At 37.1% G+C, this 13,030-nt stretch carries 12 protein-coding genes; 11 read left to right on the forward strand and 1 reads right to left on the reverse strand.

What is annotated here, in order from left to right; all coding sequences use genetic code 11:
* The first annotated feature begins 8 nt into the window (after positions 1 to 8).
* The 11 genes from J4O15_RS06385 to J4O15_RS06430 all read left to right on the forward strand — a co-directional run bounded on the left by J4O15_RS06385 (position 9) and on the right by J4O15_RS06430 (position 11,399).
* Positions 9 to 2,297, forward strand: a complete 2,289-nt coding sequence (locus tag J4O15_RS06385) for a glycoside hydrolase family 65 protein (protein WP_208100103.1) — start codon at positions 9 to 11, stop codon at positions 2,295 to 2,297.
* Between the two features lie 22 nt (positions 2,298 to 2,319).
* Positions 2,320 to 2,964, forward strand: a complete 645-nt coding sequence (gene pgmB / locus J4O15_RS06390; protein WP_208100104.1) for a beta-phosphoglucomutase — start codon at positions 2,320 to 2,322, stop codon at positions 2,962 to 2,964.
* Positions 2,965 to 3,070: 106 nt separating this feature from the next.
* Positions 3,071 to 5,470, forward strand: coding sequence for a glycoside hydrolase family 31 protein (locus J4O15_RS06395; protein ID WP_208100105.1), 2,400 nt, complete (start codon positions 3,071 to 3,073; stop codon positions 5,468 to 5,470).
* 100 nt (positions 5,471 to 5,570) lie between these two features.
* The gene (locus J4O15_RS16145) at positions 5,571 to 5,699 is read left to right on the forward strand and encodes a hypothetical protein (protein ID WP_279545552.1); all 129 of its coding nucleotides are present in this window, start codon (positions 5,571 to 5,573) and stop codon (positions 5,697 to 5,699) included.
* Positions 5,700 to 5,728: 29 nt separating this feature from the next.
* Positions 5,729 to 5,989: a hypothetical protein gene (locus tag J4O15_RS15900; protein ID WP_243761971.1), complete on the forward strand. Its 261-nt coding sequence runs from the start codon at positions 5,729 to 5,731 to the stop codon at positions 5,987 to 5,989.
* A 1-nt stretch (position 5,990) separates the two neighbouring features.
* Positions 5,991 to 6,245, forward strand: a complete 255-nt coding sequence (locus tag J4O15_RS06405; protein WP_330638646.1) for a hypothetical protein — start codon at positions 5,991 to 5,993, stop codon at positions 6,243 to 6,245.
* Positions 6,246 to 6,255: 10 nt separating this feature from the next.
* Positions 6,256 to 6,633, forward strand: coding sequence for a protein-export chaperone SecB (locus J4O15_RS06410; protein WP_208100106.1), 378 nt, complete (start codon positions 6,256 to 6,258; stop codon positions 6,631 to 6,633).
* 134 nt (positions 6,634 to 6,767) lie between these two features.
* The gene (locus J4O15_RS06415) at positions 6,768 to 7,118 is read left to right on the forward strand and encodes an arsenate reductase family protein (protein ID WP_208100107.1); all 351 of its coding nucleotides are present in this window, start codon (positions 6,768 to 6,770) and stop codon (positions 7,116 to 7,118) included.
* Positions 7,109 to 9,334 carry a glycoside hydrolase family 3 protein gene (locus J4O15_RS06420; protein WP_208100108.1) on the forward strand — a complete coding sequence of 742 codons (2,226 nt, stop codon included), beginning with the start codon at positions 7,109 to 7,111 and terminating at the stop codon, positions 9,332 to 9,334. Before J4O15_RS06415 ends, J4O15_RS06420 begins: the two co-directional genes overlap by 10 nt.
* Positions 9,335 to 9,537: 203 nt before the next feature.
* Positions 9,538 to 10,452 (forward strand): dihydrodipicolinate synthase family protein, encoded by a 915-nt coding sequence (locus tag J4O15_RS06425; RefSeq protein WP_208100109.1) that lies wholly within the window; start codon positions 9,538 to 9,540, stop codon positions 10,450 to 10,452.
* On the forward strand, positions 10,449 to 11,399 hold the full coding sequence (locus tag J4O15_RS06430; RefSeq protein WP_208100110.1) for an ROK family protein: 951 nt from the start codon (positions 10,449 to 10,451) through the stop codon (positions 11,397 to 11,399). Before J4O15_RS06425 ends, J4O15_RS06430 begins: the two co-directional genes overlap by 4 nt.
* Before the next feature lie 121 nt (positions 11,400 to 11,520).
* Here the strand turns inward: J4O15_RS06430 and J4O15_RS06435 are convergent, their stop codons facing one another.
* Positions 11,521 to 12,885 carry a TrpB-like pyridoxal phosphate-dependent enzyme gene (locus tag J4O15_RS06435; protein WP_208100111.1) on the reverse strand — a complete coding sequence of 455 codons (1,365 nt, stop codon included), beginning with the start codon at positions 12,883 to 12,885 and terminating at the stop codon, positions 11,521 to 11,523.
* Positions 12,886 to 13,030: the final 145 nt, after the last annotated feature.

The following is a 13,030-nucleotide window of genomic DNA, read 5'->3' on the forward strand; positions in this document are numbered from 1 at the left end:
GGATTATTATGCAGCAGTTGGAATATAAGGGCACAGTGATCAAAGAATGTTTTTTTGACAGGAAAAACATAAAAAAGTTTGAAGCAATATTTACACAGGGAAACGGATATCTGGGTATCAGAAATGCACTTGAAGAGCATTATGTAGGCGAAATAAGAGATACTTTTATAACCGGGACATTTAATAAGGCATCAAAGGAGGAAGTGACGGAACTTCCCAATATTGCGGATGCAAGTGCCGTTAAAATTATTGTGGACGGAGAAGAGTTCAGTCTGACAGAGGGGAAAATTTGTTTCTATGAGAGAAGTCTTGATTTAACTACCGGAGAGAGCGTAAGAAGTATTAAATGGGAAAGCCCGAAAGGTATAAAACTTGATCTCATATTCAGGCGTTTTGTATCTCTTGATAATGAGCATATATTTGTACAAAAAGTTGGACTGCTCTGTGATAAGAATGCAAATATTATTATAGAAAGCGGAATAGACGGTTCCGTAACAAATAGCGGTGCGATGCATTTTGAGGATATACAAAGACGAGTGTATGAGGGCAGGTATATGGAATATATCGCAAAAACAACTCAGTCAAATGTAAAGATTATTCAAGGTGCTGTTTGCAGCCTGAATAAAGAAGCCTCGGCAATACCTGTTATGGGAAGAAGAACTCTTGCAAACAGATACAGTATAAAAATCAAAGCAAATGAAAAGCTTGAATTTGAGAAAAAATCAATATTCTTTTCTGAAAGAGATAAGGAATTTGCACATTTACAGGATGAAAACAGGCTTGATGAAATAAAACGGGAGTCTGCAAAGCTTATAAGAGAGCTTGAGGAGCAAAGTTATAATGAACTTTTTAAAAGAAGTGAAGCAAAATGGCAAGACTACTTTGAAAAAAGCAAAATAGATATCGGCACTGATGATATATATGTAAAGACTTCAATAAATTTTGCACTCTATCATTTAAGAATAATGGTAAAGACTGATGACAACAGAGTGGGCATAGGTGCAAAGGCTCTGAGCGGTGAAGGGTATAAGGGGCATTCTTTCTGGGATACCGAGCTTTTTATACTTCCGTATTTTACATATACACATCCTGAAATTGCAAGAACACTTCTTGAATACAGATATCATAATCTTTATGGTGCAAGACTGAAAGCAAAAGAGCATGGATATGAGGGGGCAATGTATCCATGGGAGTGTGCATGGGTGGATGATGGAGAGGTAACCCCTCTTTATATGGGCGCAGATATAGTAACAGGCGAAATAACAAAGGTTTGGACAGGGCTCATAGAACATCATATAACAGCCGATATAGTATATGCCATAGACCATTACTATAAGGTAACAAATGATATAGACTATATGGAAAAGTACGGATATGAGATAATATTTGAAGCCGCACTTTTTTGGGCAAGCAGACTTGAATATATTGCAGACAAAGACAGATATGAGATAAGAAATGTTATAGGTCCTGATGAGTATAAGGAACATGTGGACAATAATGCCTACACCAATTATATGGCGGCTTATACCATGAGACTGGCAACCAAGAAGTTTGAATATTTAAAAAATAATAATAAGACGCTTTTTGATGCTTTAGATTCCAAACTTGATTTAAAATATACAAAAGAGTGTATCGAAAAAAGATTGCCAAAACTTTATCTGCCTCTACCCAATGAAGACGGTATAATTCCACAGTCCGATACCTTCCTCGGACTTAAAAAGCTTGATATAAGTAAATATAAAAACTCTGATGAAGTACTTGGTATCTACAATGATTATAATACAAAGCAGCTCAATGAGTACATGGTTTCAAAACAGTCGGATACGGTTATGCTTTTGTATTTGTTCAGAGATTTATTTGACCATGAAACAAGAAAGAAGAATTTTGTTTTCTATGAGGATAAGACCTTACATGATTCATCATTAAGCAAGTCTACACATGCTATTTTGGCGAATGAATTTGACTTTGAAGAAATGTCATATAAGCTATTTAGGGGTGCGATAAGCGTTGACTTGGGAGCAAATATGAAATCATCGGATGAGGGAATACACAGTGCTTCAATAGGTGGGATATGGGCTGTATTTGTATTCGGATTCGGCGGTACAAATATTGACGATAAGGGCTTAAGTATAAATCCATGTCTGCCGGTGAACTGGGATTTCTTGGAATTCCCGCTGGTATATCAGGGTACGAGATTAAGAGTCAGAGTAGAAAAGGACAATCAGGTAAGTGTAAGAAGACTTGACGGAAAAAGCGTAGAGATTTATATAAAAGGAGAAAAACAGCTCATCAAATAAGTGGGCTGTGTGAATAAAAGTAATGGAAAATAGAAGATTTAAGGGAATTATATTTGATTTGGACGGTGTTATCTGTCATACGGATAAATATCACTATATGGCATGGAAAAATCTGGCAGACAGTATAGGCATATACTTCGATGAGCAAATAAATAACAGACTCAGGGGAGTGAGCCGTATGGAGAGCCTTGAAATCATACTTGAAAGATCCGATAAGGCATACAGCGATAAAGAAAAAGAAGAGTTTGCAAATAAAAAAAATGAGATGTATAAAGAGCTCTTAAATAAGATGAGTGAAAATGATTTGGATAAAAAGGTGAAGGAAACTCTGGATATTTTAAAAGAAAGGGGCTATAAAACGGCTATAGCCTCATCCAGTAAAAATGCAAGACTTATATTGTCAAAATTAAATCTTATAGATTTTTTTGATATTATTGTAGACGGAAATGATATAAAATATTCAAAACCCGATAAGGAAGTGTTTGAAAAGGCGGGTATAGGTCTTGGGCTTTTGTGTGATGAATGTCTGGTTGTGGAGGATGCCGCCTCAGGTGTGGAGGGAGCCAAAAGAGCCGGAATGGAGGTTGCAGGAATAGGTGATGCAAAAAATCTCAGTGATGTGACTTTTCATTTGGAAAGCTTTGAGGATTTACAAAAGTATTGCTGATAGTGTGATATTTTATTAGCAGCTGTAGGACGGCGGATTGTTTGCCTGATTATAATTAAGTAAAAATATTACAATATATGCATCATTTAAAAGGAGTAAAATTAGTATGGCAGATAGAAAAACGGCGGAAACTTCAATAATTAAAGGAAAAAATTATCGTATCAGTATACTTACAGACAGGCTTATAAGACTTGAGTACAGTAAAAAAAATGTATTTGTCGATGAAGAGACTGCAGCTGTAACAAACAGAAATTTCCCTGAAGTAAAATTTGATGTTTTAGACAGTGAAGACAGGCTGGTGATAGTTACAGACTATTTGAGAATTATATATGATAAAAAAGAGTTTTCGGGAGAAGGCTTAAGAATAAATGTAAGCGGAAACTATGGAACCACCTCAAGTGTATGGCATTATGGGGATAAGAATGAGAGCTTAAAAGGCACTACCAGAACACTTGATAATATTGACGGTGAGACAGAGCTTTCCGAGGGAATTGTTTCAAGAAAAATGTGGTCTGTAGTGGATGACAGCAATTCCATGCTTATAACAAAAGATGGTTTTAAGCTAAGAGAGGATAGAGAGTCTATTGATTTATATTTCTTTGGATATGGCATGGATTTTTTAACGGCGATTAGAGATTTTTATACTCTGAGCGGAGCACTTCCGCTACTGCCAAGATTTACACTTGGAAACTGGTGGAGCAGATATTATAAATACACACAGAAGTCCTATCTGGAACTTATGGAAAGATTTAAGAGAGAAGAAATACCTTTCAGTGTTGCGGTAATAGATATGGACTGGCATATTACTGATGTGGAAGAAAGATTCGGTACCGGATGGACAGGATATACATGGAATAAGGAGCTGTTTCCAAGTCCTGAAGAGTTTTTGGAAGAGCTGCATAAGGGCGGCTATAGAGTTCTTTTAAATGTACATCCGGCAGACGGTATAAGGGCATATGAAGATTGCTATGATGAATTGGCAAAGTTTATGGGTGTAGATACTAAAAAGGAAGAACCGGTACTTTTTGATATAGCAGATGAAAAGTTCAGAGAGGGATATTTTAAATATGTGCATCATCCGCTGGAAAAACAGGGTGTGGACTATTGGTGGATAGACTGGCAGCAGGGTAAAAACTCAGGGCATAAGGGGCTGGATCCTTTGTGGCTTTTAAATTATTTTCATTATAAGGACTCTGCTAAAAGAGAGTCAGGCAGAGGTCTGATACTGTCAAGATATGCCGGTGTGGGAAGTCATAAATATCCTATAGGATTTTCTGGAGATACAATTATTACATGGGAAAGTCTTGACTTTCAGCCGTATTTTACAGCTACCGCATCCAATATAGGCTATGCATGGTGGAGCCATGATATCGGTGGACATATGAACGGTATCAGGGATGATGAGATGTTTGTCAGATGGGTGCAGTTCGGTGTGTTTTCACCTATAATGAGATTGCACAGTACCTGCAATGAATTTTCGGGAAAGGAACCCTGGAAGTATAATTCAATAGCTGAGAATATAGTAAAAAGATATTTGAGACTTCGCCACAGATTTATACCATATCTTTATACGATGAACAGGAGAGCTCATGTGGATAAGCTGCCGCTTATACTGCCTCTTTATTATTATGAGCCCGTAAATGATAAGGTCTATGAGTATAAAAATGAATATTATTTTGGAAATGACCTGATAGTATGCCCCGTAACTCTAAAGCTTGATGAAAAGAGCGGATTGTCAAAGACAAAGATTTGGCTGCCTGAGGGTAACTGGTTTGATATATTTACCGGAGTAAAGTATAGCGGAAATCGTGAACTTGAAATATACAGGGATTTGGAGGATATAGCGGTATTTGCAAGAGAGGGAAGTATATTGCCACTTGCCACAGATACCTATACAAATGATATTAAGGCTCCTTCAGAGCTTGATTTACATATTTTTACCGGTAAAGCCGGAGAGTTTACTCTTGCAGAGGATGAAAAGGAATTTACTGATTTTATTGAAAGTGACTGGGCATATACAAGATATGAAAACTGTGAAGTAAAAATATCGGATACAAATGATAAGAACTTAAGCTATTTATTTAAAATCCACCCGCAGGAGGGAAATGCTTTAGCGGCACCTCAAAAAAGGAAGTATAATTTGTATTTCCACGGTATAGGCAGTTATACCAAGCTTGATATTACCCGGGATAAAGAGTCTCTGAATCCTCAGGATATAAGATATGATGAAGACATGGCGACATTACGGATAGACCTGCCTGAAATAAACTCAAATTCAGGGATTGAGATAAGAATAGATGCAGCTACCGCTACAGACGGCATACAGAGCAGGATATTTAATATTCTTAACAATGCACAAATAGAATATGACTTAAAGACAAAGGTAATGGAGGCAGTACGAAAGTACGATTCTACAAACTCCGGCAAGGTAATCGGTGAAATCTACAGTGTATGTGAGAATGAATATGTCAGGGGGGCTATAATAGAGCTTTTATCCGCAAAATAGAACTTAAAGATATAATTTTTTAATTGTGTAGATAATGATATAGAAAAATGCTAAAATATATTATACATTACTTAGAAAATATTGGTCACATGGAGAAATAATGAGATATACTGAAAGCTATTATAATTTAAGCCATGGGACAGATAAGATATCTGCAGAAAATATTAAAACCAAGGGTTTTGTTTTAAGTGGAGATGAGACATTTGACTTGAGGGTAAAAAAGATTTAGAGAAATTCGAAGAGTTTGTCAATTTAATCTTGCCTAAGAAGGAAAAAATTATTATTTCCGAGATTGATGATGCTGAGAGAAAGATAAGATTAAGGTCTGCATTGATTTCATTTTATGCTAAAGAAACACAGTGTAAATTGGTAATAGGCAATTTTAGACAACGCCCACAGCCACTATATGAACATGCAATTGAGTTTGCAAATTCATTGGATATGGTTTTTGGAATGGAAACAATATATTGTGTAAAAGATACCGGCATAATTAGCAATATTCGAATAGGAGGTAAGTAGTGTGGATAGTTTGATGGACAAGTTTACAAAGTATGCGAAAGAACAGTTTGGATATGATATTTCATTAATAGAAGCCGATGCTCCGGATACATTTGAGTCATTATTTGGAGCAAGTTTTATTACACAAGCAGGAAATGTGGCAGTATCCTATGATGAGAGGTTGATATATAAAAATGAGTCGGCTATAGTAGCGAATATGAATACAGTATATACAGATGAGAGTTATGTACAATCAGATATCAGCTTAGCTGCTTAGTGAGGTATGAATGGATATTAAGGATATGAGATCAAGCTTGCAAATGAAAGACTTTTATTTTAGCAGATTTTCATTCGCAAGGGATAAGGTTATTAAAGATGGTGAGCTTAATGTGGATCTGCAAAAGAATATTATCTCTAAAGGGGACCATGAATATAATATTATATTGACAACTACAATTGAAAAGGATGATATGAATATAGAATTGGTAGCAGAAGCGCAGTTTTTATATGAGTCAGATGATTATTCGAGAGAAGAGTCAATAATAAATACAAATACAGTTGCAATAATGTTTCCATTCATTAGAAGTCAAGTCACGTTATTGACATCACAGCCCGGTATGATTCCGATTATATTGCCGGCAATTAATACTAAGAAGTTAAAGTGATATGGTATACCTAAAAATCAGAGAATTTAAAAATAGTTTAGCTTTATTTTAAGCTGGACTATTTTTAGATTGTTATTTTACCTGTAATTTGAATTATAATAACAGTTAAATATTAAGTTTTTAAAGGAGGTTTTATGTTAGTATTTCATTATCCCAAATGTTCCACATGTGTAAAGGCAAGGAAGTGGTTAAGAGATAGGAATATTGATTTTGTGGAGAAAAATATAGTGGAGGAGACTCCAAGTGTGGAGGAGTTAAAGAAGGTTTTGGAGTATTCGGGGCTACCGATAAAGAAACTGTTTAATACAAGCGGTATGCTTTATAGGGAGATGAATATAAAAGAAAAAATGGATAAGATGAGTGATGATGAAAAGCTTTCCCTGCTTTCAGAAAACGGAATGCTTGTAAAAAGGCCTATAGTTTTGGGAGATAAATTTGCTTTGGTGGGATTTAAAGAAAGCGAGTGGCAAAATGTATGGCAGTAAAGGCATCGGATAGAGTAAAGCTTTATAAAAATAATAATGGTGCGATTATAGGAAGTTGTGACAGAAAAATATTAGAAGTTGAAGGGCTGTATTTTAAAGATATAGACGGCTCGGGAGAGTTTAAGGACTTTGATGATTGGAGAAAAACTCCGCAGGAAAGAGCAAAAAGCTATGTGAAAGTGCTGAGCATAAAAGAAAAAATAGGGCTTTTATTTGCAAGCGACTGGAGAATGGGACTTGATCAGGAAGATAAAAGCAAGCTGGATGAGTCGGGAGTGCTTGATGAAGGTGAACTTATAAATGCCAAAACCATATTCGGTATACAAAATCTTCCAAGTACATCCGTAGCAATAAAGGAATGGTTTGCAAGACATCTGATACTCCGAAAAAATCCAAAGCCTGAGGATTTGGTGGATTGGATAAATCAGCTGAATGCAAAGGCGGAGGAATGTGAGCATTTTGTGCCTGTGGAGATTATATCAAATTCCAGAAATGAAAATGGTGAGACAATATTCGGTATGAATGATGCCACAGGTGTATTTGCAACATGGCCCGGGACTCTTGGCATAGCGGCTATAGCAAAGGGAGAGGGACTTGGAGTTATAGAAGATTTTGGCAATATCATAAGAAAAGAATGGGATGCTACCGGTATAAAAAAGGGTTATATGTATATGGCGGATGTACTGACGGATCCAAGATGGCAAAGATCTTACGGTACTTTCGGAGAAGATCCAAAGCTTATAAGAGATATATTTGAAAGATTGGTACCGCTCATTCAGGGTAGTGAAGACGGTGTGACTACTGATGGGGTGGCTATGACTGTAAAGCATTTCCCCGGAGGAGGTGCCAGAGAGAACGGATTTGATCCTCATTATAAGGCAGGGCAGTGGAATGTTTATGCGACCAAAAACAGTCTGAGAGATTATCATTTGCCTGCATTTGAAACCGCTATAAAGAAAAAAGTTTCATCAATAATGCCTTATTATGCGAAGCCTGCAAGTATGAAGAGTGCCGCTCAAAAGGATATGGAGGGCAATGATATAGAGATGAAGCCTCTCGGGTTTGCTTATAATGATTATTTTATAAAAAAGCTTTTAAAGGAGCAGCTTGGTTTTGAGGGCTATATAAATTCCGATACGGGAATAGTCCACAATATGTGCTGGGGTGTGGAAGAACTTGATACAGCCGAGAGAATAGCCTTTGCCATAAACAATGGAGAGGTGGATTTGATAAGCGGTCTGTTTGATTTAAAAGAAACCATGGAGGCTATAGACAGGGCAGACAATGATTATTATGAAAGTCATGCTCTGCCAAAAGGTTTTAAAAAGTCTGATATTACATTGACAAAAGCCGCAATTGACAGAGCAATTATAAGAACTTTAACAGAGATGTTTGCCCTTGGAATATTTGACAATCCGTACAGAGATCCGAAGGTGGCGGCAGAGATTATAAATGATAAAAAGGATAGAGAGATTTCAGAGCTTGCACATAGAAAAAGTGTAGTATTATTAAAAAATGATAACAGTCTGCCTGTGGATAAAAATAAAAAGATTTATATAGAATGTTTTAATAAAAATCTTGAGCAGGCAAAACAAAGAACTGAGAAAATAAAAGCATATGCAGGTGATAAGCTTAATATAGTGGATGATCCTGAGGCTGCCGATATTGCAATACTGCTTGTGAATCCTTCTTCGGGAGAGTATTTTAATGCTACAAAGGGATATTTGGAGCTGGATATCTGTGAAGGAAAGATTGTATGCAATGTAAGTGAAGACGGATTGCCGACGGAGGAAACACATGAAGAAACCACCGTTGCAAATGCAAACAGAATAAAGGAAGTATCAGCTATAGTACATAAAAATAAAGGAAAACTGATAGGAAATATAAATATTTCTCTGCCATGGCTTTTAGGTGAATTTGAGCCGTATACAGATGTACTTTGTGCAGGATTTGATACCTATGATGAGGCAATCATTGATGTAATATGCGGTAAATTTACTCCGTCTGCAAGACTTCCTCTTACATTGCCAAAGGAAGACTTTGTCATTTCCGTTAATAAAGCAGGTGTATGTATAAGTCCAAATGATGTGCCGGGTTATGATAAGGATAAATATATGCCTGATAATATGAAGGATGAGAACGGTAAAGCCTATGCCTACAGAGACAGTGCAGGAAATTACTATGAATCGGGTTTTGGACTGAAATTCCCGTATTAAAAATTTTCATACATTATTTACATTTTAGATGGGGGCATTTTATATAAAACTAATAAAGCATAGAAAGTTTTGAAAAATATTTCAAAATGATTATTTTTATTGAAAAACTATTCATTGAGTGTTATTCTTATCACATAATTATATGATGTTGGGGGCAAAGTTTTTTGTCCCCTTTGATACTATCTCTATAATAAGGAGGAACTATGAGAAACTTAGACAAGTACAAGGGAGTCATTCCGGCATTTTATGCATGTTATGATGATAAGGGAGAAATCAGCCCTGAAAGAGTAAGAGCACTGACAGAATATTTCGTTGACAAAAAGGTAAAGGGTGTATATGTAAACGGTTCTTCAGGTGAGTGTATATATCAGAGTGTGGAAGACAGAAAAGTCGTGCTTGAGAATGTGATGAAGGTTAAGGGAAATCTTACTATAATAAATCATATCGCTTGTAATAACACAAAGGATGGTATGGAACTGGCGGCTCATGCAAAGGAGCTTGGTGTAGATGCTGTTGCGGCTATTCCTCCTATATATTTTAAGCTTCCCGAGTATGCTATCGCAGAGTATTGGAATGACTACAGCAGTGCTGCTCCCGGTACCGATTTTATTATTTACAATATTCCACAGCTTGCAGGTGTGGCTTTAAGCAGAGGTCTTTATGCAAAGATGCGTGAAAATAAAAATGTTATAGGTGTAAAGAACTCTTCCATGCCTGTATTTGATATTCAGGGATTTGTAAGAGACGGAGGAGAGGATTATATTGTATTTAACGGTCCGGATGAGCAGTTTGTTTCAGGCAGAGTAATCGGTGCCAAGGCAGGTATCGGTGGAACATATGGTGCAATGCCTGAGCTTTTCCTTGCTATGGATGAGTGCATAGAGTCGGGAGATATGAAGAGAGCAAATGAGATTCAGTACTGTGTAAATGATATCATTGCAAAGCTTACATCAGGACATGGAAATATGTATGCTATGATAAAGGAAGTACTTAGAATCAATGAGGGGCTTGATATAGGTAGCGTAAGAAAACCTTTGGTCGCACTTAACAGTGAGGACAAAGAAATTGCAAAAGCAGCTGCAAAGATGATTGTTGACGCTAAAAAGAAATTTTTATGATGAATAAAGTATATTTAGGTATTGATATAGGCGGAACTGCGGCAAAGTTCGGACTTGTGGATGAGGATAGCAATATACTTCACAGGGATGAGTTCTCGGTATCCTTTGACGGATATGAAACACCTATACTGAAAACCGTTTTGGAAAAAACAGAATATTTTGTTGCCTCAGGTGGTCTTAGTTTCAGAGATATATCAGGAATCGGAGTATCAGCCACAGGACAGATAGATTCTGTCAATGGTGAGGTTATCGGAAGTGCCGGACATATCAAAAACTGGGTAGGTTCAAAGATAAAAGAAAGTTTTGAAAAGAAATATTCTATAAAGACCATTGTTATAAATGATGCAAACAGTGCCGCTCTGGGTGAAAAATGGATAGGAGCGGGAAAAGGCTATAAGGATATAGTTGCTGTCACTATAGGCACGGGAGTAGGAGGCGGAATTATAGTTGATGACAGGATATTGCTTGGGAAAAAAGGTTTGGCAGGAGAGATAGGTCATATAGTGATACATGGAAGTGGAGAGAGTTGTTCCTGCGGAAATACGGGCTGTCTTGAAAAGTATGCTTCCACAACTGCACTTGTAAGAAAGGTCTCCGCCTTGCAAAAGGAAAATCCGTCAGCTTTTCCAAAAGAGTTTGAAGAAAATCTCAATGGAAGAAAGATATTTGACGCTCTGAAAGGAAACAGCCTGTTGGAGAAAGCCGTAGATAATTGGGTGGATGATATTTCACTCGGAATCATTTCGCTTGTGCATATATTTAATCCTGAACTGGTGATAATAGGCGGCGGAGTAAGCGGCAGAAAAGAGTTTATAGAAGCCTTAAGTAAAAGGGTGAATGAAAAGATAATGCCCAGATTTTTGGAAGGTCTTGAAATAGTGCCTGCAAAACTGGGGAATGACGCAGGTCTTATAGGAGCAATATATTATTTAATAGAAAATAAATAAAAAGGGGCTGTCGCAATACAGATAAATAATGTTCAATATCGGTAGTTTGAATTTATATTCTACCATAGTTTGGGCATTATATTATTAAAGCGACAGCCTCTTTTTAATGCAAAATTAGATATTAATCTACTTTCGGCAGCATATCGGCATATTTTTTAAGTTCCTCATCACTTGGTACAGTATCATCCATTTTTCCGTCATGGAATTTTTCATAAGCAACCATATCAAAATATCCTGTTCCTGTAAGACCGAATACAATAGTCTTTTCCTCACCGCTCTCTTTACATTTCTTAGCTTCTTCAATAGCCGCATATATAGCATGTGAGCTCTCGGGAGCAGGTAGAATACCCTCGATTCTTGCAAAATATTCAGCGGCTTTAAATACATCAGTCTGATTTACGCATGCTGCTTCCATATAACCGTCATGATAGAGCTGTGAAAGTGTAGAGCTCATTCCATGATATCTAAGACCGCCTGCATGGCTTGGAGACGGAATAAAATCACTGCCGAGAGTATACATCTTTGCAAGAGGAGTCATCATACCTGTATCGCAGAAGTCATAGGCAAAGGTACCTCTTGTAAAGCTTGGGCATGATGCCGGCTCTATGGCAATTATTCTTACATCGCTTTCACCTCTTAGCTTTTCGCCCATAAAAGGAGATATAAGACCGCCAAGATTTGAGCCTCCGCCTGCACATCCTATTATAATATCAGGCTTGATATTATATTTATCAAGTGCCGCCTTAGTTTCAAGACCTATGATGGACTGATGCAATAAAACCTGATTAAGTACGCTACCCAGAACATATCTGTAACCGTCTGTAGTTGTAGCTTTTTCCACTGCCTCCGATATAGCACATCCAAGACTTCCTGTAGTGCCCGGATGTTTTTTTAGTATCCTTCTTCCCACCTCTGTTTCCATAGACGGTGAAGGTGTAACAGTGGCACCATATGTTCTCATAACCTCACGCCTAAAGGGCTTTTGCTCATAAGATACCTTAACCATATATACCTTACAATCAAGCCCGAAGTATGCACATGCCATAGAAAGAGCTGTGCCCCATTGTCCTGCACCGGTCTCGGTAGTAACACCTTTTAATCTCTGCTCCTTTGCATAGTAGGCTTGTGCTATAGCTGAATTCAGCTTATGACTTCCGCTGGTATTATTTCCCTCAAATTTATAATAAATCTTTGCAGGAGTACCGAGTTTTTCCTCAAGACAGTATGCCCTGACAAGCGGAGCCGGTCTGTACATTCTGTAAAATGCTCTAATCTCTTCAGGTATCTCAAAATAAGCTGTGGTATCATCAAGCTCCTGCTTAACAAGCTCATCACAAAATACATTTGCCAATTCTTCATATGTCACAGGCTTATGTGTGCCCGGATTTAAAAGCGGAGCCGGTTTGTTCTTCATATCAGCCCTCATATTATACCAATATTTCGGCATCTCATTTTCTTCTAAATAAATCTTATAAGGTATATCCATACACTCTCCTTTCATACATATCTGCCTTTAGGCAAATATCACTTAGTAAAGTATACATTGATATGTATATCAAGTCCAGAGAAGAATTGGTGAACTTTAATAAATACAAAGAAAAACACTTTCAGCAGGAACAAGTAAAATTTAT

The sequence above is a fragment of the Lachnoanaerobaculum sp. Marseille-Q4761 genome, assembly GCF_017565785.1.
In the GTDB taxonomy this organism is placed as follows: Bacteria; Bacillota; Clostridia; order Lachnospirales; family Lachnospiraceae; genus Lachnoanaerobaculum.

Bases quoted from the DNA above. Each gene is read 5' to 3' on its own strand.
- J4O15_RS06385 (WP_208100103.1), top strand. From the start codon at position 9: ATGCAGCAGTTGGAATATAAGGGCACAGTGATCAAAGAATGTTTTTTT.
- pgmB (WP_208100104.1), top strand. From the start codon at position 2,320: ATGGAAAATAGAAGATTTAAGGGAATTATATTTGATTTGGACGGTGTT.
- J4O15_RS06395 (WP_208100105.1), top strand. From the start codon at position 3,071: ATGGCAGATAGAAAAACGGCGGAAACTTCAATAATTAAAGGAAAAAAT.
- J4O15_RS16145 (WP_279545552.1), top strand. From the start codon at position 5,571: ATGAGATATACTGAAAGCTATTATAATTTAAGCCATGGGACAGATAAG.
- J4O15_RS06410 (WP_208100106.1), top strand. From the start codon at position 6,256: ATGGATATTAAGGATATGAGATCAAGCTTGCAAATGAAAGACTTTTAT.
- J4O15_RS06415 (WP_208100107.1), top strand. From the start codon at position 6,768: ATGTTAGTATTTCATTATCCCAAATGTTCCACATGTGTAAAGGCAAGG.
- J4O15_RS06420 (WP_208100108.1), top strand. From the start codon at position 7,109: ATGGCAGTAAAGGCATCGGATAGAGTAAAGCTTTATAAAAATAATAAT.
- J4O15_RS06425 (WP_208100109.1), top strand. From the start codon at position 9,538: ATGAGAAACTTAGACAAGTACAAGGGAGTCATTCCGGCATTTTATGCA.
- J4O15_RS06430 (WP_208100110.1), top strand. From the start codon at position 10,449: ATGATGAATAAAGTATATTTAGGTATTGATATAGGCGGAACTGCGGCA.
- J4O15_RS06435 (WP_208100111.1), bottom strand. From the start codon at position 12,885: ATGGATATACCTTATAAGATTTATTTAGAAGAAAATGAGATGCCGAAA.